Annotated in this window: 26 protein-coding genes; 10 read left to right on the plus strand and 16 right to left on the minus strand. The window is 66.3% G+C overall.

Annotated elements, in window-relative coordinates:
• Genes paaE through paaA form a run of 5 tightly spaced genes read right to left on the minus strand, consistent with a single transcriptional unit; the run spans position 1 to position 3,719 of the window.
• Positions 1–1,077: a 1,2-phenylacetyl-CoA epoxidase subunit PaaE gene (gene paaE, locus JTE92_RS09210; RefSeq protein ID WP_063239756.1), complete on the minus strand. Its 1,077-nt coding sequence runs from the start codon at positions 1,075–1,077 to the stop codon at positions 1–3.
• Positions 1,078–1,094: 17 nt separating this feature from the next.
• On the minus strand, positions 1,095–1,610 hold the full coding sequence (gene paaD, locus JTE92_RS09215; protein ID WP_063239862.1) for a 1,2-phenylacetyl-CoA epoxidase subunit PaaD: 516 nt from the start codon (positions 1,608–1,610) through the stop codon (positions 1,095–1,097).
• A gap of 5 nt (positions 1,611–1,615) precedes the next feature.
• A complete protein-coding gene (paaC, locus tag JTE92_RS09220; protein ID WP_063239755.1) occupies positions 1,616–2,368 on the minus strand; it encodes a 1,2-phenylacetyl-CoA epoxidase subunit PaaC in 753 nt (250 codons plus the stop codon).
• A 13-nt stretch (positions 2,369–2,381) separates the two neighbouring features.
• A complete protein-coding gene (paaB, locus tag JTE92_RS09225) occupies positions 2,382–2,663 on the minus strand; it encodes a 1,2-phenylacetyl-CoA epoxidase subunit PaaB (RefSeq protein ID WP_029044895.1) in 282 nt (93 codons plus the stop codon).
• 57 nt (positions 2,664–2,720) lie between these two features.
• Positions 2,721–3,719, minus strand: a complete 999-nt coding sequence (gene paaA, locus JTE92_RS09230; RefSeq protein WP_063239754.1) for a 1,2-phenylacetyl-CoA epoxidase subunit PaaA — start codon at positions 3,717–3,719, stop codon at positions 2,721–2,723.
• A gap of 128 nt (positions 3,720–3,847) precedes the next feature.
• Here paaA and paaX point away from each other — a divergent pair, with 128 nt between their 5' ends.
• Positions 3,848–4,831 carry a phenylacetic acid degradation operon negative regulatory protein PaaX gene (gene paaX, locus JTE92_RS09235; RefSeq protein ID WP_063239753.1) on the plus strand — a complete coding sequence of 328 codons (984 nt, stop codon included), beginning with the start codon at positions 3,848–3,850 and terminating at the stop codon, positions 4,829–4,831.
• A gap of 144 nt (positions 4,832–4,975) precedes the next feature.
• On the opposite strand, the gene boxA is transcribed toward paaX, so the two are convergent.
• The 4 genes from boxA to JTE92_RS09255 form a co-directional block, all read right to left on the minus strand.
• Positions 4,976–6,256, minus strand: coding sequence for a benzoyl-CoA 2,3-epoxidase subunit BoxA (gene boxA, locus JTE92_RS09240; RefSeq protein ID WP_063239752.1), 1,281 nt, complete (start codon positions 6,254–6,256; stop codon positions 4,976–4,978).
• Positions 6,257–6,399: 143 nt separating this feature from the next.
• The gene (gene boxB, locus JTE92_RS09245; protein ID WP_063239751.1) at positions 6,400–7,827 is read right to left on the minus strand and encodes a benzoyl-CoA 2,3-epoxidase subunit BoxB; all 1,428 of its coding nucleotides are present in this window, start codon (positions 7,825–7,827) and stop codon (positions 6,400–6,402) included.
• A gap of 56 nt (positions 7,828–7,883) precedes the next feature.
• Positions 7,884–9,542: a 2,3-epoxybenzoyl-CoA dihydrolase gene (gene boxC / locus JTE92_RS09250; protein ID WP_063239750.1), complete on the minus strand. Its 1,659-nt coding sequence runs from the start codon at positions 9,540–9,542 to the stop codon at positions 7,884–7,886.
• Positions 9,543–9,759: 217 nt separating this feature from the next.
• Positions 9,760–10,722 carry a helix-turn-helix transcriptional regulator gene (locus tag JTE92_RS09255; RefSeq protein WP_063239749.1) on the minus strand — a complete coding sequence of 321 codons (963 nt, stop codon included), beginning with the start codon at positions 10,720–10,722 and terminating at the stop codon, positions 9,760–9,762.
• Between the two features lie 99 nt (positions 10,723–10,821).
• On the opposite strand from JTE92_RS09255, the gene JTE92_RS09260 reads away from it, so the two are divergent.
• From JTE92_RS09260 to JTE92_RS09275, 4 genes are all read left to right on the plus strand, one after another.
• Positions 10,822–11,310, plus strand: a complete 489-nt coding sequence (locus tag JTE92_RS09260; RefSeq protein WP_063239861.1) for a DUF4863 family protein — start codon at positions 10,822–10,824, stop codon at positions 11,308–11,310.
• A gap of 8 nt (positions 11,311–11,318) precedes the next feature.
• Entirely contained in the window at positions 11,319–12,866 is a 1,548-nt protein-coding gene (locus tag JTE92_RS09265; protein WP_063239748.1) for a 3,4-dehydroadipyl-CoA semialdehyde dehydrogenase, read from the plus strand.
• Positions 12,867–12,946: 80 nt separating this feature from the next.
• The gene (locus JTE92_RS09270; RefSeq protein WP_063239747.1) at positions 12,947–14,551 is read left to right on the plus strand and encodes a benzoate-CoA ligase family protein; all 1,605 of its coding nucleotides are present in this window, start codon (positions 12,947–12,949) and stop codon (positions 14,549–14,551) included.
• A gap of 32 nt (positions 14,552–14,583) precedes the next feature.
• On the plus strand, positions 14,584–15,942 hold the full coding sequence (locus tag JTE92_RS09275; RefSeq protein ID WP_063239746.1) for an MFS transporter: 1,359 nt from the start codon (positions 14,584–14,586) through the stop codon (positions 15,940–15,942).
• A gap of 110 nt (positions 15,943–16,052) precedes the next feature.
• Here the strand turns inward: JTE92_RS09275 and ycaC are convergent, their stop codons facing one another.
• Together ycaC and JTE92_RS09285 are read right to left on the minus strand one after the other, a co-directional pair.
• Positions 16,053–16,679, minus strand: a complete 627-nt coding sequence (gene ycaC, locus JTE92_RS09280) for an isochorismate family cysteine hydrolase YcaC (protein ID WP_063239745.1) — start codon at positions 16,677–16,679, stop codon at positions 16,053–16,055.
• 83 nt (positions 16,680–16,762) lie between these two features.
• A complete protein-coding gene (locus JTE92_RS09285; RefSeq protein ID WP_063239744.1) occupies positions 16,763–17,440 on the minus strand; it encodes an isochorismatase family protein in 678 nt (225 codons plus the stop codon).
• A 156-nt stretch (positions 17,441–17,596) separates the two neighbouring features.
• Here JTE92_RS09285 and JTE92_RS09290 point away from each other — a divergent pair, with 156 nt between their 5' ends.
• From JTE92_RS09290 to JTE92_RS09305, 4 genes are all read left to right on the plus strand, one after another.
• Positions 17,597–18,505, plus strand: coding sequence for a LysR family transcriptional regulator (locus JTE92_RS09290; RefSeq protein WP_063239743.1), 909 nt, complete (start codon positions 17,597–17,599; stop codon positions 18,503–18,505).
• Positions 18,506–18,922: 417 nt separating this feature from the next.
• Positions 18,923–19,183, plus strand: coding sequence for an isochorismatase (locus JTE92_RS09295; RefSeq protein ID WP_232353427.1), 261 nt, complete (start codon positions 18,923–18,925; stop codon positions 19,181–19,183).
• A gap of 72 nt (positions 19,184–19,255) precedes the next feature.
• Positions 19,256–19,477 carry a translation initiation factor IF-1 gene (gene infA, locus JTE92_RS09300; RefSeq protein ID WP_008646230.1) on the plus strand — a complete coding sequence of 74 codons (222 nt, stop codon included), beginning with the start codon at positions 19,256–19,258 and terminating at the stop codon, positions 19,475–19,477.
• A gap of 82 nt (positions 19,478–19,559) precedes the next feature.
• The gene (locus JTE92_RS09305; RefSeq protein ID WP_063239741.1) at positions 19,560–19,814 is read left to right on the plus strand and encodes a hypothetical protein; all 255 of its coding nucleotides are present in this window, start codon (positions 19,560–19,562) and stop codon (positions 19,812–19,814) included.
• Positions 19,815–19,890: 76 nt separating this feature from the next.
• On the opposite strand, the gene JTE92_RS09310 is transcribed toward JTE92_RS09305, so the two are convergent.
• The 3 genes from JTE92_RS09310 to JTE92_RS09320 all read right to left on the minus strand — a co-directional run bounded on the left by JTE92_RS09310 (position 19,891) and on the right by JTE92_RS09320 (position 21,028).
• Positions 19,891–20,265 carry a hypothetical protein gene (locus JTE92_RS09310; RefSeq protein WP_063239860.1) on the minus strand — a complete coding sequence of 125 codons (375 nt, stop codon included), beginning with the start codon at positions 20,263–20,265 and terminating at the stop codon, positions 19,891–19,893.
• Between the two features lie 94 nt (positions 20,266–20,359).
• Positions 20,360–20,647: a hypothetical protein gene (locus JTE92_RS09315; RefSeq protein WP_063239740.1), complete on the minus strand. Its 288-nt coding sequence runs from the start codon at positions 20,645–20,647 to the stop codon at positions 20,360–20,362.
• Positions 20,648–20,824: 177 nt separating this feature from the next.
• Complete coding sequence (locus tag JTE92_RS09320) at positions 20,825–21,028, minus strand: cold-shock protein (protein ID WP_020202065.1); 204 nt, start codon at positions 21,026–21,028, stop codon at positions 20,825–20,827.
• 283 nt (positions 21,029–21,311) lie between these two features.
• Here JTE92_RS09320 and JTE92_RS09325 point away from each other — a divergent pair, with 283 nt between their 5' ends.
• Positions 21,312–21,530: a hypothetical protein gene (locus JTE92_RS09325; protein WP_063239739.1), complete on the plus strand. Its 219-nt coding sequence runs from the start codon at positions 21,312–21,314 to the stop codon at positions 21,528–21,530.
• Positions 21,531–21,743: 213 nt separating this feature from the next.
• Here JTE92_RS09325 and JTE92_RS09330 read toward each other — a convergent pair whose 3' ends face one another.
• Both JTE92_RS09330 and JTE92_RS09335 read right to left on the minus strand, forming a co-directional pair.
• Positions 21,744–23,981, minus strand: coding sequence for an NADP-dependent isocitrate dehydrogenase (locus JTE92_RS09330; RefSeq protein WP_063239738.1), 2,238 nt, complete (start codon positions 23,979–23,981; stop codon positions 21,744–21,746).
• Between the two features lie 376 nt (positions 23,982–24,357).
• Positions 24,358–25,899 (minus strand): methyl-accepting chemotaxis protein, encoded by a 1,542-nt coding sequence (locus tag JTE92_RS09335; protein ID WP_063239737.1) that lies wholly within the window; start codon positions 25,897–25,899, stop codon positions 24,358–24,360.
• Positions 25,900–25,986 lie beyond the last annotated feature (87 nt).

Here is a 25,986-nt window from a genome sequence, read left to right on the forward strand (position 1 = left end):
TCAGGTTTCCTGGTCGAAATCGATCACCAGCTTGTCGCTGACGGCGTAGCTCTGGCAGCTCAGGATGAAGCCGCGCGCGACTTCGTAGTCTTCCAGCGCGAAGTTGGCGTCCATGTCGACCTCGCCTTCGATGCGCTTGCAGCGGCAGGTCGAGCAGACGCCGCCCTTGCAGGAGTACGGCAGCTCGATCCCCTGCGCCAGCGCGGCGTCGAGCACGGTTTCCTTGTTCTTTTCCAGCGTGAAGGAACGGGTACGGCCATCCTGGATCACCGTCACCTCGCACTGCTGCTGGCCGATCTGCTTGTGCGCATGCGCGGCGGGCCTTGCTGACGGGATGCTGGTGGCGAACAGTTCGCGCTTGATGCGGGCCTTGTCGACGCCGTTGTCGAGCAGCGCCTGCGAGACCTCTTCCATCATCGAATGCGGGCCGCAGATAAAGGCGACGTCGATATCCTGCGGCCTGACCCAGTGCTTGAGCAGCGCGTTGACCTTGTCGCCGTCGATGCGGCCGTTGAACAGGTCGATGTCGAGCTGCTCGCGGCTGAGCACGAATACCAGGTTGAAGCGCTGCAGGTAGGTGTCCTTCAGGTCTTCCAGCGCTTCCTTGAACAGCACCGACGACGACGCGCGGTTGCCGTAGAACAGCGTGAAGCGGCTGTCCGGCTCCGCCTGCAGCGTGGTCTTGATGATCGACAGCATCGGCGTGATGCCGCTGCCAGCGGCAAAGGCGACGTAGTGCTTCGCGTGCGTGGCGGACAGCGGCACGTGGAAATGGCCGGACGGTGGCATCACTTCCAGCTTCATGCCCGGCTGCAGCTGCTCGTTGGCCCAGTTGGAGAACAGCCCGCCGTCGACGCGCTTGATCGCCACCCGCAGCTGTGCATCCTGCACCGCCGAGCAGATCGAGTACGAGCGGCGCACGTCTTCGCCATCGATGCCGGTGCGCAGCGTCAGGTGCTGGCCCTGCACGTAGCGGTAGGCATCGGCCAGCTCGTCCGGCACGGCAAAGGTCACGGCGACAGCGTCGCGCGTTTCGCGCGTGACCGAGGCCACCGTCAGTGTATGGAATTTGCTCATCTCCCCACCTTTCCTTCTCAGTGAGCCTTGAAGTAGTCGAACGGCTCTTTGCAGTCGCCGCAGCGGTACAGCGCCTTGCACGCGGTCGAGCCAAACTGGCTGACCAGCCGCGTATGGTGCGAGCCGCAGTGCGGGCAGGCCACCACCAGGGCCGGCGCTGCTTTCCGGCTGATGCTGCTGATATCGATCACCTGCTGCGCCGGCGGCGCGATGCCATAACCGGTGAGGCTGGCCTTGCCACGCGGCGTCATCCAGTCGGTGGTCCACGCCGGCGCCAGTTGCGTCTGCACGCGCACCTTGTCCACGCCCTGCGCGGCGAGCGCGCTTTCGATGCCTGCGCGGATCACGGTCATGGCCGGGCAGCCTGAATACGTCGGCGTGATGGTGACGACGCAGGCATCGCCTTCCCACGCCACGTCCCGCACGATGCCAAGGTCCACCACGGAAATCACAGGGATTTCAGGGTCCGGCACCGTGTCGAGCCAGGTCCAGACCTGCTCCACGGCGGGACGGGTCAGCGCTTGCGCGGTCATGATGCTCACCACTGCGCGCCGGGATAGGCGCGCTGCAGGAACTGCATCTCGGCCAGCAGGTAGCCGAGGTGTTCGGTATGGCGGCCGTGGCGGCCGCCGCTTTGCGCCCACTGGCTGGCGGGCACGCGCAGCGTGGCTTCTTCCAGTACCTCGCCGACATGGCGCTGCCAGGGCTCGGCCAGCGTGGCGGGATCGGGGATCACGCCTTCGTTCGCCAGCGCGGCCTCGGCCGCATCGGCTTCGAACAGCTCGCCGGTGAACATCCACAGGTCGTCGAACGCATCCTGCATGCGGCGGTGGCTTTCCTCGTTGCCATCGCCCAGGCGCACCACGAGGTCGGCGCTGCGGCGCACGTGGTAGGTCACTTCCTTGAGCGACTTGGCGGCGATTTCGGCGATGCGCGCATCGGTCGAGCGCTGCAGCGCTTCAAGCTGGAAGTAGTGCCACGTATCGAACAGGAACTGGCGCGCCAGCGTATCGGCATAGCTGCCGTTGGGCTGTTCCACCAGCAGCAGGTTGCGGAACTGGTGCGCGTCGCGCAGGAAGGCCAGCTGGTCGGCGCTGCGGCCGGCGCCCTCCACTTCGGCGGCGTAGCCCAGCCACAGGCGGGTCTGGCCGACCAGGTCGAGCGCGACGTTGGTCAACGCGATGTCCTCTTCCAGCGCCGGGCCGCGGCCGCACCATTCCGACAGGCGCTGGCCGAGCACCAGCGTGGAATCGCCGAGGCGCAGCAGATATTCGAGCTTGTGGTTGGTCATGATGCTGGCCGTATCAGATGTGCTTGACCGCTTCCGGCATCGGGAAGAACGTCGGGTGGCGGTAGACCTTGCTGTTGGCGGGCTCGAACAGCGGGCCCTTGTCGCCGGGGCTGCTGGCCATCACGTCGCTGGCCTTGACCACCCAGACGCTGACGCCTTCGTTGCGGCGCGTGTAGACGTCGCGGGCGTTGTTGATCGCCATTTCGCCGTCCGGCGCGTGCAGGCTGCCCACGTGCTTGTGGGCCAGGCCGTGCTGGCTGCGGATAAAGATCTCCCAAAGCGGCCACTCTTTCATGGCAACCTCCTGTGTAAAGCGATGCGATGTGGGGAGCGGCGCGCTGCGCCGCATGGGTCAGGCGGCGGCTTGCTGCGCCTGCTTGTCGGCCTGCTTGTCCGCGTGGGCCACCAGCGCGTTGCGGAACCATGCGCCATCGTCCCAGGCCTTGACGCGGGTGCGCAGGCGGTCGCGGTTGCACGGGCCGTTGCCCTGGATCACGTTGTAGAACTCGGACCAGTCGATCTCGCCGAAGTCATAGTGGCCACGTTCCTCGTTCCACTTCAGCTTCGGGTCGGGAATGGTCAGTCCCAGGTACTCGGCCTGCGGCACGGTCTGGTCGACCATCTTCTGGCGCAGCTCGTCGTTGGAGAACAGCTTGATGCGCCATTGCATCGACTGCGCGCTGTTGGGCGAATCGCCATCGGACGGGCCGAACATCATCAGCGCGGGCCACCACCAGCGATTGAGCGCATCCTGCGCCATCTGCTTCTGCTCGGGCGTGCCGTTGCACAGCTTCAGCAGGATGTCGTAGCCCTGGCGCTGGTGGAACGACTCTTCCTTGCACACGCGCACCATGGCGCGCGCATACGGGCCGTACGAGCAGCGGCACAGCGGCACTTGGTTGATGATGGCGGAGCCGTCGACCAGCCAGCCGATCATGCCGATGTCGGCCCAGGACAGCGTGGGGTAGTTGAAGATGCTGGAATACTTGGCCTTGCCCGAATGCAGGTCGCCCAGCATCTGGTCGCGCGACACGCCCAGCGTCTCGGCGGCGCTGTACAGGTACAGGCCATGCCCGGCTTCATCCTGGATCTTGGCCAGCAGCACCGCCTTGCGCTCCAGCGTGGGGGCACGGGTCACCCAGTTGCCTTCCGGCAGCTGGCCGACGATTTCCGAGTGCGCATGCTGCGAGATCTGGCGGACCAGGGTCTTGCGGTAGGCCTCGGGCATCCAGTCCTTGGCCTCGATCTTGATGCCGTCATCCACACGGGACTGGAACGCGCGCTCCTGCGGGTCCATCTCTTCCATCGCGCGGAGCCTTGTTGCTCCTGTCTCCACCAGCTGTGCGTACATGCATGCTCCGCTTTTGTTGGGTCCCGCTCGGGGTCTTGATTTACGTCAACTGCGTTAGTTGCAATGCATGGTAGTGATACAATTTGATTCAAGCAATCGACGAATGTGTATCACTTTCCAGGACCACCATGGCGATCTCCCCAGACCCGGAACAGCCCTCCCCGCGCATTGCCCGGCTGGCACGCGGCCTCAAGCTGGGCGCCAATTCCCTGCTGGTGACGCTGTACGGCGACGTGGTGGCGCCACGGCCGCAATCGGTGTGGCTGGGGAGCCTGATCCGCCTCGCGGCACCGTTCGGCATCAACGACCGGCTGGTGCGCACGGCCACGTTCCGGCTGGCTGCGGACGACTGGCTCGCCGCCACCAGGATCGGACGGCGCAGCTACTACGGCCTGTCGGAAGCCGGCCTGCAACGGGTACTGCACGCCGGCAAGCGCATCTATGCGGGCGAAGCGCAGGAATGGGATGGCCGCTGGACGCTGGTGATGGTGCGCGGTGACGTGCGCGCCACCGTGCGGCAGAAGCTGAAGCGGGAATTACTGTGGGAGGGCTTCGGCGCGATCGCACCGGGGGTGATGGCGCATCCCAGTGCGGACCTGGGCTCTCTGCGCGAGATCATCCAGTCGGCACGTGCGCAGGATTATGTGGCGGTGATGGAGGCAAGCGGCCTGGAGGCGTTCTCGATCCGGCCACTGCAGGTGCTGATGCACCAGACCTTCAAGCTGGGGGATGTGGCTGACGCGTGGCTGGCGTTGTTGCGGCGGCTTTCACCGCTGGTGGATGAAGCGGCAGACTTGGCGCCGGTGGATGCCTTCTTTGTCCGGACGCTGCTGGTGCATGAATACCGGCGCGTGCTGCTGCGCGATCCGAACCTGCCGGAGGCGCTGCTGCCGCAGGACTGGCCGGGGCGGACGGCACGGGGGATGTGCAGCGGGATGTATGGGGCGTTGCTGGAAGCGAGCGAGAAGTACCTGCATGGGGTGGTGGAGGTGGCGGAGGGCGGGTTGCTGGACGCCAGGCCTGCATTGCGCATGCGCTTCACACACCTGACCTCCCCGCAGCCCGCTGGTTTGCTCCCCTCTCCCGCGGCGCGGGAGAGGGGCCGGGGGTGAGGGCAGGCGCGCGCAATGGCGACGCAGGGCGAAATCTACGATGGCAATGTCAAATTGGCCGGCCATCGCATCTGCACATGCCGGCCCTCACCCCAACCCTCTCCCGCAAGCGGGAGAGGGAGCACACCATTGGCTGATGAATGGCTAGTACGTCTCCAGATGCAACCGCCCTTCTCGCTTCAGCCCTTCCGCCAGCGACTCCCAATGCAGCCCCGCCTGCTGCGCCACATCACGCAAGGCCAGCACCACCCCCTCCTCCATGCTCTTCAGCCCGCAGACATAGAAGTACGTATCCGGTAAAGCCAGCAGCGCTGCGAGATCGGCCGCGCGTTCGCGCATCAGGTCCTGCACGTACCGCTTGGGCTGCCCCGGCGTGCGCGAGAACGCCAGGTTGATGTCGATGAAATCCTTGGGCAGGTTCTGCAGCGGCCCGAAGTACGGCAGCTCTTCCTTGCTGCGTGCGCCGAAGAACAACATCAGCTTGCCGCCATCGAACTTGCCGGCCTTGCGCAGCCGCCGGCGCCATTCGGTCATCGCCCGCATCGGCGCGCTGCCGGTGCCCGTGCAGATCATCACAATGTTCGAGCGCGGATGGTTGGGCATCAGGAAGCTGGCGCCGAACGGGCCGATCACTTCCACCTTGTCGCCCACCTTCAGGTCGCACATGTAGTTCGAGCCGACACCGCGCACGGGATTGCCGTCGTGGTCCTGCAGCACGCGCTTGATGGTCAGCGACAGGTTGTTGTAGCCCGGCCGCTCGCCGTTGCGCGCGCTGGCGATGGAGTACTGGCGCGCGTGGTGCGGGCGGCGGCTGGCGTCGGTGCCCGGGGGCACGATGCCGATCGACTGCCCTTCGAGCACCGGGAACGGCGTCGCGCCGAAATCCAGCACGATGTGGTGCGTGTCGTATTCGCGGCCGACTTCGGTCACGCGCACGTTGCCGGTCACCGTGGCGGTGATGGTCTTGTGCGCGGACTTGGCGCCATAGAGGTTGGTGTAGGCATGCGCGGCGGACCACGGTGGCACGGTGGCGCCGTAGCGGGCGCTGTTGAAGCCTTCCTCGGCGGTGCCGGACAGCGGCGATGCGGCGGGGAGCTCCGGCGCGACGGTCTGCAGGTCGGCGCCGGGCGCCAGGTCGGCCAGCTGCTCGGGCGACAGTTCTTCAGGCAGCGTGTCCCAGGTCAGCTGCTCTTCGATGCTGTAGGCGCGCAGTTTCGGCATGGCGCGCCAGTTGTCGATCGAGCCGGTCGGACACGGGGAAATGCAGGCCATGCACAGGTTGCACTTGTCGGCGTCGACCACGTAGTTGCGCGAGTCATGGGTGATCGCGCCCACCGGGCAGGTGGCTTCGCAGGTGTTGCAGCGGATGCAGATCTCGGGATCGATCAGGTGCTGCTTGATGACTTGAATTTCGGCCATGTCCATGGCGGTCTCCACAGGATGAGGGGCCCCGGGGTAAGGGTCGTTTAAGCATCGGCGCTTCGTTGGAGCACCTGCCCTCTCCCCCGGCCCCTCTCCCGCGAGCGGGAGAGGGGAGCAAACAGGGAGCAGTTGAAACAGTGCGTGGCTTAGTTGAAGCGCACGTACTCGAAATCCACCGGCTGGCGGTTGATGCCCATGACCGGCGGCGCGATCCAGTTGGCGAACTTGCCCGGCTCGACCACGCGGCCCATCAGGCTGGCGACAAAGGCGCGATCGCCTTCGGTGGGCAGCCACTGGTCGCGGAAATCGCGCCATTCGGCGTCGGAGATCACGCGGCCGTCCGGCGACACCTTGACGCCGGCCAGCGCGCCGATATTGCGGTGGAAGGCCTTGTGCGGCACCTTCAGGCGGAACGGGATGCCGGCCTTCTCGATCACCTTGTTCCAGCGCTCGACGCCGGCCATGCTGTCCTTGATGTAGTCGTCGCGCAGCACTTCGTTGAGCGCGTTGAGCATCGGCACTTCCTTCTCGGTCAGCTGTCCGTTCTGCGCCTGCAGGATGCGGTAGGTCTGGCCCTTGAGCACGTGGTCGTCCATGCGCTTGCCTTCTTCGTAGCGGCCCTTCAGGCCGGTGCTGTAGAAGGTGGCGGCGTTGCTCGACTCATCGGCGCCGAACAGGTCGATGGTGACGCTGTAGTGGAAGTTCAGGTAGCGCTGGATGGTCGGCAGGTCGATCACCCCTGCGGCGCGCAGCTTGGCGGGATCGTCGGTCTTCAGCTCATTCATTACCTGGCAGGTGCGCTGGATCACGCGCGACACGCCGCTCTCGCCGACGAACATGTGGTGCGCTTCCTCGGTCAGCATGAACTTGGTGGTGCGTGCCAGCGGGTCGAAGGCGCTCTCGGCCAGCGCGCACAGCTGGAACTTGCCGTCGCGGTCGGTGAAGTAGGTGAACATGAAGAACGATAGCCAGTCGGGCGTCTGTTCGTTGAATGCCTGCAGGATGCGTGGGTTGTCCTGCTGGCCGCTGCGGCGCTCCAGCAGCGCTTCGCCTTCTTCGCGGCCGTCGCGGCCGAAGTACTTGTGCAGCAGGTACACCATGGCCCACAGGTGGCGACCCTCTTCCACGTTCACCTGGAACAGGTTGCGCAGGTCGTACATGCTGGGCGCGGTCAGGCCCAGGTGGCGCTGCTGCTCAACCGAGGCCGGCTCGGTATCGCCCTGCGTCACGATGATGCGGCGCAGGTTGGCGCGATATTCGCCGGGGATGTCCTGCCACGCGTCTTCGCCCTTGTGGTCGCCGAAGTGGATCTTGCGGTTGGCCTCGGCCGGGTTCAGGAAGATGCCCCAGCGGTAGTCCGGCATCTTGACGTGGCCGAAGTGGGCCCAGCCCTGCGGATCGACGCTGATCGCGGTGCGCAGGTAGATGTCATGGGTGTGCGAGCCTTCCGGGCCCATGTCGTTCCACCAGCTCAGGTAGTTGGGCTGCCACTGCTCGAGCGCGCGCTGCAAGGTGCGGTCTTCGCTCAGGTTGACGTTGTTGGGGATCTTGTCGCTGTAGTTGATGCCGGACATGGTGGTCTCCTGGGGAGGACGATTCGGTTGTCGTTGGGTTCGCGGTGGGTGCGGGATCAGACGCGGTTCCAGTCGAAGGCGGCCTTGTCGCCCTTGCCGTAGACCTTGAGCGCGCCCTTGTCGCCGACGGCGTTGGGGCGCTGGAAGATCCAGTTCTGCCACGCGGTCAGGCGGCCGAAGATGCGGGTGAACATGTTTTCCTGGCCGTTGAAGCGCAGGTTGGCTTCCATGCCGGTGAGCGCATCGGGCGACATCGCCACGCGCTCTTCCAGCGCGATGCGCACTTCGTCGGTCCAGTCGATGTCGTCCGGGTTGGCGGTGACCAGCCCGAGCGCGTAGGCAGCATCGGCATCGAGCGGCTGGCCGGCCTTCGCGCGCACCGCGTCCAGCGCGGGCTGTTCGTCGTAGAAGCGCCGTCCCAGGCGGCTCTGGCCGGTCGCCATCGGGTACAGGCCGAAGTTGACCTCCGCCACGGTGATCTTTGGCGCGCGCGCCTCGTCGTCGGGCAGCGCCAGGTGGTAGCTGCGGTCGCAGGCCAGCGCCAGTTCCAGGAAGGTGCCGGCAAAGCAGGAGTCCGGCTCGATCAGCGCGAACAGGCTGCGCGACGACACGTCCAGGCGGCTCAGCGTGCGGCGCAGCAGGCCGATGGTCTCGCGCACGAACCAGTGGTCCTTGTGCGCCAGCAGCGTGGCGTCGGTGGCCAGCACCGCGGCGGCGTCGCCGCCGGTCTTGATCAGCCAGGTGCCGATGTCCAGCTCGTTGGTGCGCATCGACAGGATGGCGTCTTCCAGTTCGCGCGCCAGTTGCAGCGGGTACCAGCTGGCGCCGGCGGCGACAATCGCTTCAATATCCTGCGGCTGCGCACCGGTGGGCGCCTTCACCGTGAAGGTGGCGGTGCGGCCGGCGCGGTCGATCTCGACCGTCACATGCGTGTAGCGCAGTGCATCGGCTTCGATGGTCCGCTCGATCGGCGTGAGCGCGACGCCCTGCGCATCGGCCGGGCGGTCGCTCTGCGCGGCCAGCGCCAGCGCGCGCTCCTGCACCTTCTGCGCGAACACCGCCGGCTTGGCGATATCGTCGACCAGGCGCCAGTCCTTGGCGCGCTGGCCGCGCACGCCTTCGGTGGTGGTGCAGAAGATATCGGCCAGGTCGTGGCGCACATGGCGCTTGTCGGTCACGCGGGTCAGGCCGCCGGTGCCCGGCAGCACGCCCAGCAGCGGCACTTCCGGCAGGCTCACCGCGGAGGAGCGGTCGTCCACCAGCAGGATCTCGTCGCAGGCCAGCGCCAGCTCATAGCCGCCGCCGGCGCAGGCGCCGTTGACCGCGGCCAGGAACTTCAGGCCGCTGTATTGCGACGAGTCCTCGATGCCGTTGCGGGTCTCGTTGGTGAACTTGCAGAAGTTGACCTTCCACGCATGGCTGCTGACGCCGAGCATGAAGATATTGGCGCCCGAGCAGAACACCTTGTCCTTGCCGCTGGTGACGACCACGGTGCGCACTTCGGGGTGTTCGAAGCGGATGCGGTTGAGCGCATCGTTCAGCTCGATATCGACGCCGAGGTCGTAGCTGTTCAGCTTGAGCTTGTAGCCGGGACGCAGGCCGGCGTTCTCGTCGATATCCACCGCCAGCGTGGCGACAGGGCCTTCGAACTTCAGCTTCAGGTGCTTGTACTGGGCGGGGGTGGTCTGGTATTCGACGCGGGGGGCGGTGGTCACGGCGGTGTCTCCTCGGTGAAACTGCACCATAGTGCATTAGCTGGAATCTGTTGATACGAACTATAGTTCATCAAACGGATTTCATGCAAGCACTATTGTGCAGATTTTCGAGGGGATGGCGAATGCGACGCCTTTCCAGTTCATGCAGCGGCTTTCGCGCCGCCCGGCAAGCAAAAAGCGGCGGCACCAAAGTGCCGCCGCCCGGGGTAGATCTGGCTCAGCCCGGCATCTGCAACGCCGTGCGCACCAGTTCGCGCAGCGCCGCGAAGGTTGGCTCCAGCGGCTGCGCGCTGGTATCCAGCGAGAACTCCGCCTTGGAATAGAACGCGGCGCGGCCGGCCAGGATATGGCGCAGGTCTTCCATCGCCTCCTTGCTCGCGGCCATCGGGCGGAAGTCGCCCTGCGCCCGCACCCGCTCCATATGGTCTTGCGCATCGGCCTGCAGCCAGACCGTGGTGCAGTGGGCCAGCAGCAGGTTGAAGGTAGCGGGGTCGGACACCAGGCCGCCAGGCGTGGCGATGACGGCTTCGGGATAGATCTGGATGGCCTCTTCCACCGCCCGGCGCTCGTAGCGGCGGTAGGCGTTCATGCCGTACAGCCCCTGGATCTCGGCAATGCTGCAGCCGGCGAACTTCTCGATTTCGCGGCTCAGCTCGACGAACGGGAAATCCAGGTCCTCGGCCAGCATGCCGCCCAGCGTGGTCTTGCCGGCGCCGCGCAGGCCGATCAGCGCCACGCGCGGGCTGCGCGCCGCCTGCACGGCATTCTCGCCGCCAGTGCCGAGCATCTCGCCCACGGCAATGCGCACGCGCCGCAGCGTGGCTTCGTCGCGGTGCTCCAGCAACTCGCGCAGCAGGATCCACTCCGGCGAAGACGTGGTCACGTCGCCCAGCAGCCCGGCCAGCGAACACTGCAGCGCGTCGGCAATGTGCTGCAGCACCAGGATCGACGCGTTGCCGCTGCCGTATTCCAGGTTGGCCAGGTGCCGTTCCGACACCCCGGCGGCCTGCGCCGCGGCCTTGCGCGTCAGGCCGCGGCGCGCGCGCAGGTCGCGCACGCGCTCGCCCAGCGCGACCAGGAAGGGGTTCTTCTCCGCGCCGTTGGCAGCGTCCACGCCTGAATCATCTTGCAGGTGCGCATCCCGGGTTAACCCAGATTCATGCAATATAGTGCTTGACATGATTCCTCGGAGGTTCTACTTTTCATACATGCACAATAATGCATGAAGCCTGCGATAGCAATGGCTGAATCAGACGGAGCCTCCTGGATGTCTTCCACCCTGTCCCCAAAGCAGTTCCGCGAGCAGATTGCGCAACTTACCGCGCAGCTTGCCGGCCGGCCGCTCGATGCCGCGCTGGACGCCTGGCTCAATGCCGAGCACGGCGCCGGCAGCGCTACCTACCAACAACTGAAGGCGAGCTGCGAGGCCGGCGTGGCCGAAGGCTGGCTGTGCGACCGCGAAGGCGGCGGCATCCGCTACGGCCGCATCTTCAAGCCCGCCGACGACCTGCACGGGTTCTCGGTCGACGTGGTCGACATGCAGGACATTGCCGGTCCGCACCATGCGCATCCCAACGGCGAGATCGACCTGATCATGCCGCTGGACGGCAACGCGCAGTTCGACGGCCGCCCCGCCGGCTGGCTGGTCTGCCCGGCGGGCAGCGCACACCGCCCCACCGTCAGCAACGGCCGCGCGCTGGTGCTCTACCTGCTGCCGGAAGGCAGTATCGACTTCACCCGCGACTTCACCCGCGACTCCACCCGCTAAGGACTGCCATGACCGAACTGCTTTCCAACTATCTCGGCGGCAAATGGCAGGCCGGCAGCGGTGCCGGCACGCCGCTGTTCGATCCCGTGCTGGGCGATGAACTGGTGCGGGTCGATGCGGCCGGCCTGGACCTCGCCGCCGGCTTTGCCTTCGCGCGCGAGCAGGGTGGCGCCGCGCTGCGCGCGCTGACCTATCGCCAGCGCGCCGCGCTGCTGGCCGACCTCGTCAAGGTGCTGCAGGCCAACCGCGATGCCTATTACGAGATCGCCACCGCGAACAGCGGCACCGTGAAGAACGATTCCGCGGTCGATATCGATGGCGGCATCTTTACGCTCGGCACGTATGCGAAGCTGTGCGATACGCTCGGCGATCGCCATTACCTGCCCGACGGCGAGGCCGCGCGGCTGGGCAAGGATCCGCTGTTCCAGTCGCAGCACGTGCTGGTGCCGACGCGCGGCGTGGCGCTATTTATCAATGCCTTCAACTTCCCGAGCTGGGGCCTGTGGGAAAAGGCCGCGCCCGCGCTGCTGGCCGGCGTGCCGGTGATCGTCAAACCCGCCACCGCCACGGCCTGGCTGACCCAGCGCATGGTGCGCGACGTGGTCGAGGCCGGCGTGCTGCCGGCGGGCGCGCTGTCGGTGATCTGCGGCAGCTCGGCAGGTTTGCTCGACCAGTTGCAGCCGTTCGATGTGGTGTCGTTCACCGGCTCGGCAGATACCGCGGCGGTGATCCGCTCGCATCCGGCCATCGCGCAGCGCTCGGTGCGCGTGAATATCGAGGCGGACAGCATCAACAGCGCGGTGCTGCTGCCGCAGGCGGGGCCGGATACCGCCGCGTTCGACCTGCTGGTGAAGGAAGTGGTGCGCGAGATGACGGTCAAGTCCGGGCAGAAGTGCACCGCGATCCGCCGCGTGTTCGTGCCCGAAGCGCTCTACGGGCAGGCCGCCGAAGCGATCGGCGCGCGCCTGGCAAAAGTCACCGTCGGCAATCCGCGCAACGATGCGGTGCGCATGGGCGCGCTGGTCAGCCGCGCACAGTTCGATGCGGTCGCCGCAGGGCTGGCGGCATTGCGCCGGCACGCGCAGGTGCTGCATGACGGCACGCAGCAACCACTGGTCGACGCCGATCCGGCCGTGGCCTGCTGCATCGGGCCGACGCTGCTCGGCGTCACCGATGCCGATGCGGCGGCGGCAGTGCATGACACCGAAGTCTTTGGCCCGGTCGCCACGCTTCTGCCCTATCGCGATACCCCACATGCGCTCGCGCTGGTGCGCCGCGGCCAGGGTTCACTGGTCGCCTCGCTCTACGGCAGCGATCCCGCTGCGCTCGGCGCGGCCGCGGTCGAGCTGGCCGACAGCCACGGCCGCGTGCATGTGATCTCTCCCGATGTCGCGCAGCTGCACACCGGCCACGGCAACGTGATGCCGCAATCGCTGCATGGCGGTCCCGGCCGCGCCGGCGGCGGCGAGGAACTGGGCGGCCTGCGCGCGCTGCATTTCTATCACCGCCGCAGCGCGATCCAGGCCAGCGCCGGGGTACTCGGCACGCTCGCCTGAGCGCGCTCCACTCGTCCTTGCCGCGCCGCCCTCGCATGGCGGCGCGCAGCACACCGTACATCAGTAACGGGGAGACAAGCATGACCGCCACCACCGCAGACGTCCCGGTGCAGCCGCCGGGCGCGTCCTTCAACTTTGCCGCGCACCTGCTGGCGTGCAATGCCGGGCGCCCGGACAAGATCGCTTATATCGATGACGATGGCCGGCTCACCTACGGCGAGCTGGCGCAGCAGGCGCGGCGCGTGGCCGCCGCGCTGCTCGGCGCCGGCGTGCGCCGCGAGGAACGCGTGCTGCTGCTGATGCACGACTGCACCGACTGGCCGGTGAGCTTCCTGGGCGCGATGTACGCCGGCATCGTGCCGGTGGCGGTCAACACGCTGCTGACCGCGGATGACTACGTCTACATGCTGCAGCACAGCCGCGCGCAGGCGGTGCTGGTGTCGGCGGCATTGCTGCCGGTGCTGCAGGACGCGCTGGCGCGGCCCGGGCATGAGGTGGGCAAGGTGTTCGTGTCGCGCGCGCAAGGGCAGTTGCCTGAGGGCATGGAATCGCTCGACACCGTGCTCGCCGCGCAAACCCCGCTGCCGGTGCCGGCCGCGACCAGTTGCGACGATCCGGGCTTCTGGCTGTATTCGTCAGGCTCGACCGGACGCCCCAAGGGCGTGGTGCACAGCCACGGCAACCCGTACTGGACCGCCGCGCTCTACGCCGCTCCGGTGCTAGGCCTGCGCGAGGACGACATCTGTTTCTCCGCGGCCAAGCTGTATTTCGCCTACGGGCTCGGCAATGGCCTGAGCTTTCCGTTGAGCGTCGGCGCAACGGTGGTGCTGATGGCCGAGCGGCCCACGCCCGAGGCCACCTTCCGCCGCTGGCTGGAACACCAACCCACGGTGTTCTTCGGCGCGCCCACGGGATACGCCGGCATGCTCGCCAATCCCGCACTGCCCGCGCGCGCGGAGGTGGCGCTGCGGCTGTGCTCGTCGGCCGGCGAAGCGCTGCCCGCCGAGATCGGCCAGCGTTTCACCGCGCATTTCGGCTGCGAGATCATCGACGGCATCGGCTCCACCGAGATGCTGCATATCTTTCTGTCCAACCGCCCCGGCCAGGTGCGCTACGGCACCACGGGCTGGCCGGTACCGGGCTATGCCATCGAGCTGCGCGACGAATCCGGCCAGCCCGTTGCCGACGGCGAGATCGGCGACCTCTATATCCAGGGCCCCAGCGCCGCGATGATGTACTGGGCCGACCGCGACAAATCGCGTGAGACCTTCCGCGGCGGCTGGACCAAGAGCGGCGACAAGTACCTGCGCAACGCGGACGGCAGCTACAGCTATGCCGGGCGCAGCGACGACATGCTCAAGGTCAGCGGCATCTACGTCTCGCCGTTCGAGGTCGAGGCCACGCTGGTGCAGCACCCCGCCGTGCTGGAGGCCGCGGTGGTCGGCGTGCCGGACCAGGATGGGCTGGTCAAGACCAAGGCCTTCGTGGTGCTGAAGGCCGGCGCGCAACTGGGCGACGCCGAGCTGAAGGCTTTCGTCAAGGAGCGGCTGGCCGCGTACAAATACCCGCGTGCGATCGAGTTCGTCGACACGCTGCCCAAGACCGCCACGGGCAAGATCCAGCGCTTCGTGCTGCGCGAGCGCGAACTGAAGGCCGCCGCAGAGCGCGCCGTCGCGATGGCCTGACCACGCGCCATCCCACCCTACCGGAGACAACCATGCGTCAGATCGATGTCCACCAGCTGGCCGACGAGGCCCGCTTCAACCGCTTCCATGCGCAGATCCTGTTCTGGTGCGCGCTGATCATCATCTTCGACGGCTATGACCTGGCGGTCGCGGGCATCGCGCTGCCGTCGATCATGAAGGAGATGGGCGTTACCGCGACCAGCGCGGGCTTCATGGTCAGCTCGGCCCTGTTCGGCATGATGTTCGGCGCGATCTTCCTCGGCACCGTGGCCGACCGCATCGGCCGCAGGCGCGCCATCGCCATCTGCATCGCGCTGTTCAGCGTGTTCACCGCGGCCGCGGGCTTTGCCAGCGATCCGGTCACGTTCAGCATCACGCGCTTCCTGGCGGGGCTGGGGATCGGCGGCGTGATGCCCAACGTGGTGGCGCAGATGACCGAGTACTCGCCGCGCAGGCTGCGCGGCACGCTGGTGACGCTGATGTTCAGCGGCTATTCGGTCGGCGGCATGCTGGCTGCGCTGCTGGGCAAGGGCCTGATCGAGAGCTACGGCTGGCAGTCGGTGTTCCTGGCCGCCGGGCTGCCGGTGCTGCTGATCCCGCTGGTGCTGCGCGCGCTGCCGGAATCGATGCCCTACCTGATCCGCACCAGGCAGACCGCCACGCTGCAGGCCGTGGTAGCGCGGCTGGTGCCGTCGCACCGGCCGCAGGCCGGCGACGTCTTCACGCTGCCCGCCGACGACAAGTCAGGCAGCGCCCCGATCCGCCGCCTGTTCCAGGATGGCCGCGGCTTCAGCACGGCCATGTTCTGGGTGGCGTTCTTCATGTGCCTGTTCATGGTGTACGCGCTCAGCTCGTGGCTGACCAAGCTGATGGCCGCCGCCGGCTACAGCCTGGGCTCGGCGCTGACCTTTGTGCTGGTGCTGAACTTCGGCGCGATGATCGGCGCCGTCGGCGGCGGCTGGCTGGCCGACCGCCTGCCGATCAAGCACGTGCTGATCGGCATGTACGCGCTGGCCGCGATCTCGATCACGCTGCTGGGCTACCCGATGCCGACCGCTGCGCTGTTCGTGGTGGTGGGACTGGCCGGTGCCTCGACCATCGGCACGCAGATCGTCACTTATGCCTATGCCGGCCAGTTCTACCCGATGGCGGTGCGCGGCACCGGCATCGGCTGGGCCTCGGGCGTGGGCCGCAGCGGCGCGATCCTGGCGCCGATCGTGATCGGCGTGCTGGTGGGAATGTCGCTGCCGCTGCAGCAGAACTTCATGGCGATCGCAATTCCGGCGGTGATCGCGGTGCTGGCGGTGTCGCTGATCGACCACCGCCGGTCGGCTTCGGCGCAGGCGGAGGTTGAGCGGGCGGCTGTGGGGGCTGCGGTGAAGCAGGCTTGAGCCTGGTCTCGCTCAGTCCCGGCATAACCACCGCCTGCCCTCTCCCCCGGCCCCTCTCCCGCAAGCGGGAGAGGGGAGCAAACCGCCGGTACGCCTGCCGGCATTGCGGATTACTTCCCGCCCTTCACCGTCGTATAGGCCGTGATCAGGTTGCGGTAGTCCGGGATATGGTTCGAGAACAGCGTCCCCAGCCCTTCGATATCGTTGCGCCAGTCGCGGTGCAGTTCGCAGGCCACGCCGAACCACGTCATCAGTTGCGCGCCGGCCTCTGACATGCGGCGCCACGCGGAATCGCGCGTGATCTCGTTGAAGGTGCCGGAAGCATCGGTTACGACAAAGACTTCGAAGCCTTCCTCGATCGCCGACAGCGCCGGGAATGCCACGCAGACTTCGGTGACCACACCGGCGATCAGCAACTGCTTCTTGCCGGTGGCGCGCACCGCGGCAACAAAGTCTTCATTGTCCCAGGCATTGATCTGGCCCGGCCGCGGAATGAACGGCGCCTGGGGGAACATCTGCTTCAGCTCGGGCACCAGCGGACCATTGGGGCCGTCTTCGAAGCTCGTGGTCAGGATGGTCGGCAGCTTGAAGTACTTGGCCAGGTCGGCCAATGCCAGCACGTTGTTCTTGAACTTGTCGGGCTCGATATCCCGGACCAGCGACAGCAGGCCAGCCTGGTGGTCGACCATCAGGACGGCCGCCTGGGTCTTGTCCAGGCGCTTGTAGGTCTTGCTCATGGCGTGCTCCTGTGAAAGCGGGCACGGCCAGCTTGGTTTCGCCGGCCGCGCCCTGGGTGAAATACTTCGCCTGCCGCGAAGCGTCAGCGCTGCGAGTCCAGCACCTCGTGCTTCTTCTCGACTTCCTGGGCCTTCATGTAGCTCTCGATCAGCAACTGGTAGGCGGGGAAGATCTTGGTATAGACCTCGGCCCATTGCTGCGCGTCGGGGCGGTTCCAGCTCTGCTGCAGCTCGGAGGCGACCGCGGCGGTGTCCATCGGCACCACGCCGGCCTGGACGATGCGTGCCAGCGTGATTTCCTGTGCCATCTTGGAGTAGGTGCCGGAGGCATCAACCACCGCGAACACCCTGTAGCCATCGGCGACCGCGCTGATCGACGGGAACGCCATGCAGACGCTGGTGATGGTGCCGGCGATGATCAGCGTCTTCTTGCCGGTTTCCTTCACCGCGGCGACGAAGTCGGGGTTGTCCCACGCGTTGATCTCGCCCTTGCGCGCGACATATTTGGCATGCGGGGCGTTCTCGTGGATCTCGGGGATCAGCGGGCCGTTAGGGCCCTGCGGCACCGAGGCCGTGGTGATGACGGGCAGCTTGCACAGCGTTGCCATCCTGGCCAGCGCGGCGGCGCGCAGGCGCAGTTCGGGCATCGGCATGTCGCCCACGGTCTGGAACAGGCCGCTCTGGTGGTCGATCAGCAGCATGGCCGTATCGGCGGGATCGATGGCGGGGCGCTTGCCATTGAAATTGGCGGGGGTGGACATCTCGCTTTCTCCTTGCACAGTGGGCGGGGATGCGGTGGCCGCGGCGCCGACGCCGCGGAACCGACCGTGTGGCAGAAGCATAGGTCTTGGCAGATGGCCCCGCTAGGCTCGAAAATTGCCCTCAGCGTCCTACTGGCAGGACGACAGGAGCCGCCGTTGCATCCAGACCTCAACGACCTGTATTACTTTGCGCAGGTAGTCGACCACCAGGGCTTCGCGCCGGCGGGGCGCGTGCTCGGCATCCCCAAGTCCAAGCTCAGCCGGCGCGTGGGCATGCTGGAAGAGCGGCTGGGCGTGCGCCTTATCCAGCGCTCGACGCGCCGCTTTTCCGTCACTGAACTCGGCCAGACCTACTACGCGCACTGCAAGGCGATGCTGGTCGAGGCGGAGGCCGCCGAGAGCGCGATCGAGCGCACCCGCGCCGAACCCAGCGGCCTGGTGCGCATGACTTGCCCGGTGGCGCTGCTGCATACCCGCGCGGGCGAAATGATTGCGGATTTCATGGCTGCCAACCCCAAGGTCACGGTGCAACTGGAGGCCACCAACCGCCGCGTGGACGTGGTCGCCGAAGGCGTGGACCTGGCCATCCGCGTGCGCGTGCCGCCGCTGGAAGACAGCGACCTGGTGATGCGCGTGCTGGCCGAGCGTGCGTGGTGCATCGTGGCCAGCCCCAGGCTGGTGGCGGGCCGCCCCCCGCTGTTGACGCCGGCCGACCTCAACCCGCTGCCGACGCTGGACCTTGGCCCGCCGCGTCCCACGCATGTGTGGGCGCTGCACGGCCCCGAAGGCGCCAGTGCCGAACTGCACCACAAGCCCCGGCTGGTCACCGACGACATGATCATGCTGCGCGCCGCCGCGGTGGCCGGCGCCGGGCTGGTGCAACTCCCAGTGATGATGGTCAGCGACGAACTGCGCGAAGGCCGCCTGGTCAGGGTGCTGCCCGGCTGGTCGATCAAGGGCGGCATGATCCACGCGGTGTTTCCGTCGCGGCGGGGGCTGCTTCCGTCGGTGCGGGAGCTGATCGATTACCTGTCGCAGCGCTTCGCGCAGATCAGCGAAACCTGAGCGTCTGATGCGGCCATCACGGGGTGCTGTGCCCGGCATGCGGGCAGGACCGGCGCAGAAGTGGTATCATCCGGGTTCTTACGCATGGATCGGGCCACGCCCGACGCCAGTGCGCCCGCCGCAAGACAATCCCACAAGAAGCACATCGGCGGCGGCCCGGGCTTGATCCCGGAGTTCCCTGGGCGGCATCGCCCATCACCCTACCCGACCGGCGGCACGTCCGCTCCGCAACCACCGCGCCCCTTGTAGCGCACCGGCTTGCGCAGGCATGGTCCACATCCCGCCAGATTCCCGCTTGCGCCGAACGCGAGCCCCGACGCTGGCCTACAGCAACGGCGAACGGTCGCCACCCCGCGCTGCCTGCATCGCACCGATGCACCGCGCCGCCCGCGGCCGCGCCTCATGAACAGGCACACATTGAAGCAAAGCAACCACAACCATCATCAACGCCAGGACAACAGCCACATCCACAACCCGTACACCGTTTCGGTCTACCCGATCCAGCAGGAGCCCGGCCTCTGGTTCGCGACCTACATGATCGCCGAATACCGCAACGGGGCCGAGCGCATCGTCGCCAACGTGGCCATGCGCCACGACACGCACCGCTCCGAAGCCCGCGCGCGCCAGTCAGCCCGCCGTGCCGGCGAGCGCGCCGCGGCGCGGCTGCGCCTGCAGTAACGCCTATTCCCCGGCCGCAGGGCCGTCACAACAGCGTGCGCCGTGCCGGCGCCGCTCACGCAAGGAGCCTCCTTGGCTAAAGAAGAACTGGTGGAATTTGGCGGCAAGGTATCGGAAGTGCTGCCGGACAACCGTTTCCGCGTAATCCTGGAAAACGGGTTCGAGGTCTGGGCCTATTCGTCCGGCCGCCTGAAGAAAAACCGCATCCGCGTGCTGGCGGGCGACCGCGTCACGCTGGAAATGTCGCCGTACGACCTGACCAAGGGCCGTATCAACTACCGACACAAGTCGTAGCCGGCATGCTTCGCCACGGCATGCGCCGCAGCGGGGCATGCCGTCCCCCAATGATCCATCTCACCGCAAAGGAGAACCGACCATGTCGACCATCGAAGAATGGGAATTGCTGCACCTGACGCCGGATGGCTGGCAGGCAGGCACCTACCGGCATACCCCGTGGCAGGAGGTAAAGATCGAGCCGCCGGCGGCCGGCGTGCTGACCGTCAGGCGCCACGTCACGGCCACCTATTGCGGCCCGTCGCGCGCGGTGGAAGACCGCACCCCCGAAATCACCGATATGGCACTGATCGAAGCACTGCTGGAGCGCCACGGCGCCCCGGTGTTCAAGATCTGATACCGAAGTCCTGCCGCGTGCCGGCACGAACGGCGTGAGCGCCCCTGAGCGCCCCTAAGCGTCCCCGAGCGCCGCCTCAGCCCACCACGCGCACATGCGGCCGTCCCGTCCGGACGCCGCTGCCGACCGGCCTCAGTTCGCCGTCCCACGGCGCGGCGCCGAGGTCCAGCACATAGTCGCCCTCGCGGGCCTTGTCATGCAGATGGTCGCGCACCACCTGGCCGATGGCCAGCCGGCACAGCGCTTCGCCGCTGGCGGCCAGCTGGTCCGGCAATGCATCGGCTTCGGCCAGCACCGCGAATGCGCGCCGCCCGGCCCCGACAAAGCTGGTGAAAAGCACGCCGGTGGGCCGCTGTGCATCGATGAAGCATACGGCGACGTGGTAGGTGATGCCCTTGCCCTCGCCGGGCAACGTGCACAGAAAACCGGATGATCCCGAACGCATGTCCATGAACGAATTCCCTGCTGGCTGACGGATGCTGTCGCGCACGCTGGCGCCAGGCGGCATCGTGCCGCGTTGATGGGGAGGAGTATTCCGATTGCGCCTATTGCGCCGTGACCAGCGACACTCCCGGCACCGTACCGTTGATGATGTCTTCGGCATAGCGCAGTGCGCCGCGGCGCGCGCCGCCTACGTTGTCCCAGGGTGCGGCATCCAGGCGGAACGTGCGTGCCTGCGCGCTTTCGGGCGATTCGCCGGCCAGGCAGATCACCACGGCAGCATCGAACGAGCGGTCGGGCCGGGGCTCTGGCCACACACGCGCAACGGCATGCTTGTACACCAGGGGATAGACATCATATCCCTTGTAAGTCGCAGCTGGATAAACATCCATGTCGGCCTCCGCAGGTTGGTGGTGTTGCCCTCACTCTACGCCTGTTGCAGCGTCAGGAGTGGCTTTATTTCATGCCGCCAGACGATGGCGCCGCACAAAACAAAAAAGCTCCGCGCTGGCGGAGCTTTTTGACTGAACCGGCGCCGAGGCGCTCAGTGCAATGCCAGTCGGTCAGACTCAGATCGGCTCGATCTTGGTCGCGGCCGGACCCTTTTGGCCAACGCCAGCGACGTAGCGAACCTTCTGGCCTTCTTGCAGCGACTTGAAACCGCTGCCCTGGATTTCGGAGAAGTGCGCGAACAGATCGTTGCCGCCTGCATCAGGGGTAATGAAGCCAAAACCCTTCGAATCGTTGAACCACTTGACGGTACCGGTTTCCATGTTGGATTCCTCAAAAAAGTATTTCCTGCCTGGCAAAAACGCCGGCAAGGCATGACGATCAAGGAAGTAACTTGGAGAAAAAGTGGCGCCGTGTGGGCAAGCACCTGGACTTCGAGATTGCTGCTTGAAAGATCCTGCATCCACTTTTATACAGGTGCCCCTGCGCCGCGTCAATGCACTTCGGCAGTTCGGCAGGAAATTGCGGCAATAAGCGCCGCATGCGCTGGCTGCGGGCCGCGCTGTCCATGCGTGCTACAGTGCCGCATCGAACGGACAAGACCGGATGACACTCTGCACTGCCTGCCAGGCCATCGAACGCCACCGCCGCGGCGCCCCCGGGCACGCCGCGCTGCGCATTACCGATACCCAACGCATCAAGCCGCCCGGGTCAGCCGCGGTGACCATCAGCACCTTTGTGTGCCAGGACTGCGGCGCGCTCTGGACCTACCGGGACCAGAAACGGGGCCCGGAACAAGGCTGGGAAGTACAGCAGGACACTTAGCCCGGCCCGGAAAAGAAAAACCCCGGGGATTACCCGTAATGCCGTTCAGTTAAGGCATCAAACACTACTGTCATTCCCGCGCAGGCGGGAATCCAGCGTCTTTTGAAGTCACTGGGTTCCCGCCTGCGCGGGAACGACGGTGGTTAACTGAACGGTATTACGGGGATTACCCGGGGTTTTGACGTCACCGGCCCGCATGCGGGCCGGCATCTATCAGGCTGCGACCGACGCCAGCGCGGCGTTCAGCGTCTGGCTCGGCCGCATCGCGGCGCTGAGCTTGGCCGCGTCCGGCTGGTAGTAGCCGCCGATGTCGACCGGCTTGCCTTGCACCGCGGCCAGCTCGGCCACGATGTTCTGCTCGTTGTCGGTCAGCGTCTTGGCCAGCGGCGCGAACCTGGCGGCCAGTTCCGCGTCGTCCGACTGGGCGGCCAGTTCCTGGGCCCAGTACATCGCCAGGTAGAACTGGCTGCCGCGGTTGTCCAGCTGGCCGGTCTTCGGCGACGGGCTCTTGTTGTTGTCGAGCAGCTTGCCGGTGGCGGCGTCGAGCGTCCTGGCCAGGATCTTGGCGCGGGCATTGCCGGTCTTGATGCCGACGTCTTCCAGCGACACGGCCAGGGCCAGGAACTCGCCCAGCGAATCCCAGCGCAGGTGGTTTTCTTCCACCAGCTGCTTGACGTGCTTCGGGGCCGAGCCGCCCGCACCGGTTTCATACATGCCGCCACCTGCCATCAGCGGCACGATCGACAGCATCTTGGCGCTGGTGCCCAGTTCCATGATCGGGAACAGGTCGGTCAGGTAGTCGCGCAGGATGTTGCCGGTCACCGAGATGGTGTCCAGGCCGCGGATCACGCGCTCCAGCGAGTAGCGCATGGCGCGCACCTGGGACATGATCTGGATATCCAGGCCGGTGGTGTCGTAGTCCTTCAGGTAGGTCTCGACCTTCTTGATCAGCTCGGCCTCGTGCGGACGGTACGGGTCCAGCCAGAACACGGCCGGCATGCCGGAGTTGCGCGCGCGCGTGACGGCCAGCTTGACCCAGTCGCGGATCGGCGCGTCCTTGACCTGGCACATGCGCCAGATGTCGCCCTGCTCCACGTTCTGGGTCAGCAGCACTTCACCGGTGGCCAGGTCGACGATATTGGCGACGCCGTCTTCCTGGATCTCGAACGTCTTGTCGTGCGAGCCGTACTCTTCGGCCTTCTGCGCCATCAGGCCGACGTTCGGCACCGTGCCCATGGTGGTCGGGTCGAAGTTGCCGTTGGTCTTGCAGAAGTTGATGATCTCCTGATAGATCCGGGCGAAGGTGCTTTCCGGGATCACGGCCTTGGTGTCCTTCGGACGGCCGTCGGCGCCCCACATCTTGCCGCCGATGCGGATCATGGCCGGCATCGAGGCATCGACGATCACGTCGTTCGGCGCGTGCAGGTTCGAGATGCCCTTGGCCGAATCCACCATCGCCAGTTCCGGGCGGTGCTCGTGGCAGGCGTGCAGGTCGCGGATGATCTCTTCGCGCTTGGAGCTGGGCAGCGACTCGATCTTCTCGTACAGGTTGACCAGGCCGTTGTTGACGTTGACGCCCAGTTCGTCGAACAGCGCGCCGTGCTTGGCGAAGGCTTCCTTGTAGAAGATCTTGACGGCGTGGCCGAACACGATCGGGTGCGACACCTTCATCATGGTCGCCTTGACGTGCAGCGACAGCATCACGCCGGTCTTGCGCGCGTCTTCGAACTGCTCTTCATAGAAGTCGCACAGCGCCTTCTTGCTCATGAACATGCTGTCGATGATCTCGCCGTCCAGCAGCGCGACCTTGGGCTTGAGCACGATGGTCTTGCCGCTCTTGGTGACCAGCTCCATCTTGACGTCGCGGGCGCGGTCCAGCGTCAGCGACTTTTCGCCGTGGTAGAAGTCGCCATGCTTCATGTGGGCCACGTGCGTGCGCGAGGCCATGCTCCACTCGCCCATGCTGTGCGGGTGCTTGCGCGCGTAGTTCTTGACCGCGGCCGGGGCGCGGCGGTCGGAGTTGCCTTCGCGCAGGACCGGGTTCACGGCCGAGCCCAGGCACTTGGAATAGCGCTTCTGGATGGCCTTCTCTTCGTCGGTCTTGGGGTCTTCCGGATAGTCCGGCACCTTGTAGCCCTTGCCCTGCAGCTCGCGGATGGCGCTGACCAGCTGGTGCACCGAGGCGCTGATGTTGGGCAGCTTGATGATGTTGGTGTCCGGCTGCTGCGTCAGCTTGCCCAGCTCGGCCAGGTTGTCCGGCACGCGCTGGTCTTCGGTCAGGAATTCGGGGAACTCGCCCAGGATACGGCCGGCCACCGAGATGTCGCTGGTGGTGACGTTGATGCCGGCCGGCTTGGTGAAGGTCTGGATAATCGGGAGGAACGCACTGGTCGCCAGCAGCGGAGCTTCGTCGGTCAGCGTGTAGATGATGGTGGGTTGCTGGGTACTCATTGCTTCTCTCAGATCCTCTATCGGTGGGTGGGACTTCTGCCTGCCGGGTCACGGTCAGGGCAACAAACTAGGCGAAAGATAGAATTTTGCCTCAGTTTGCTTTCAGTAGTCTGAAAACCAGCGCGTTTTGCGCGGCAATCGGGTAGAAAAAATCTGCCCGGCGCCGGGCCTGTGGCGCCTGGTTTCGCCCGTTGCACCCGAACGGTGCCGCCTCGGCACCTGATTTGGCATTTCGGGACGAGGCGGCACCAATCGGACGCGTCCTTTCGGTGCGGCCCATGGATCACAGAGCTGTCCAACGCGGCGTCACTTCGTCGAAACGCTGCCCTCTCCCCCGCCCCTCTCCCTGAGAGGGAAGAAAACCAGCGGCTTGCGATCAGGCCGCCAGCCTGAACGTCGCCACCGCCTCCTTCAGCCGCTGCGCCTGCTCTTCCAGCGAACCCGCCGCCGCAGCCGCCTCTTCCACCAGCGCCGCGTTCTGCTGCGTCACCGTGTCCATCTGCGTCACCGCCTGGTTCACCTGCTCGATCCCCGAGCTCTGCTCGGCCGACGCCGCGCTGATCTCGCCCATGATGTCGGTCACGCGCTTGACCGCCGCGACGATCTCTTCCATGGTCTGGCCCGACTGCGTCACCAGCATCGAGCCCCGCTCGACGCGATCCACCGAATCCCCGATCAGCGCCTTGATCTCCTTGGCCGCGGTCGCGCTGCGCTGCGCCAGGCTGCGCACTTCGCCCGCCACCACGGCAAAGCCCCGGCCCTGTTCGCCGGCACGCGCGGCTTCCACCGCGGCGTTCAGCGCCAGGATATTGGTCTGGAAGGCAATGCCCTCGATCACGGCAATGATGTCGACCACCTTCCTCGACGCGCCGTTGATCTCTTCCATGGTCTCGGCCACCTTGCCCGCGACTGCGCCGCCCTTCTCGGCGATATCCGAGGCATTGACCGCCAGCGTGCTGGCCTGGCGCGCATTGTCCGCGTTCTGGCGCACGATGCTGGTCAGCTCTTCCATGCTGGCCGCGGTCTGCTGCAGCGACGAGGCCTGTTCCTCGGTGCGCTGCGACAGGTCGGTATTGCCGGCCGCGATCTGGCTGGTGCCCGACACGATCGACTCGGTGCCGGCGCGCACCTGGCGCACGATGCGCAGGATATTGGCGTTCATGTCAGCCAGCGCCTGCAGCAGCTGGCCGGTCTCGTCGCGGCTGTCGACCTCGATGCGGCTGGTGAGGTCGCCGGCAGCCACGGTGCGCGCCACCGCCACGGCGCGATGCAGCGGGCGCGTGATGCCGCTGGTCAGCCAGACCGAGAACGCAATGCCGATTCCCAGCACCACCACGCCCAGCCCGATCAGGCTGTTGCGCGCATTGGCGTAGATATCGTTGATCTCGCGCGCGGTGGCGTCGATGCTGGTGCGCTGGATGTCGAGCAGCTTCTGGATCTCGGCCAGGTAGGCATCGCCGGCAGGAACGAACTCCTTCTCCAGCACCTGGTTGGCCTCTTCGGTCAGGCCTTCCTGCTTGAGCTTCGTGATCTTGTCGCGGCCGTTGTTGTATGGGTCGCGCACGCTCAGGATCTTCTGGAACGCGGCCTTTTCCTGCTCGGAACTGAGCATCGGCTGCAGCTTGTCGCGCAGCTGCGCGATGCCTTCGATCGATGCCTTGGTCTCGGCGGCAAAGAACTGGCCCAGCGACGGGTCGGCGCTGCGCGCCACCGCGGTGGTGCGGCGCACGCTGGTGTGCATGAGCCGGTACCAGTCGCTGACCAGCCGTTCCTTGGTGAGCGGCTGCTGCATCATCGCATGCGTGCGCTCTGCCACCTGCTGCAGGCGCATCATGCCGAATGCCGTCATGAGCGCCGACAGCAGCAATACCACCCCAAAACCGATGCCGAGGCGCACCCCGATACCTAGATTCTTCATGTCTTCTACCTGATTAGGACTGGTTACGGCGAAGTGCCGGCGCTCGGTGGGCGCGGCGTTCTCCGCTCTAGTCGTCCGCGGGCGGGC

This window comes from Cupriavidus oxalaticus, assembly GCF_016894385.1.
In the GTDB taxonomy this organism is placed as follows: Bacteria; Pseudomonadota; Gammaproteobacteria; order Burkholderiales; family Burkholderiaceae; genus Cupriavidus; species Cupriavidus oxalaticus.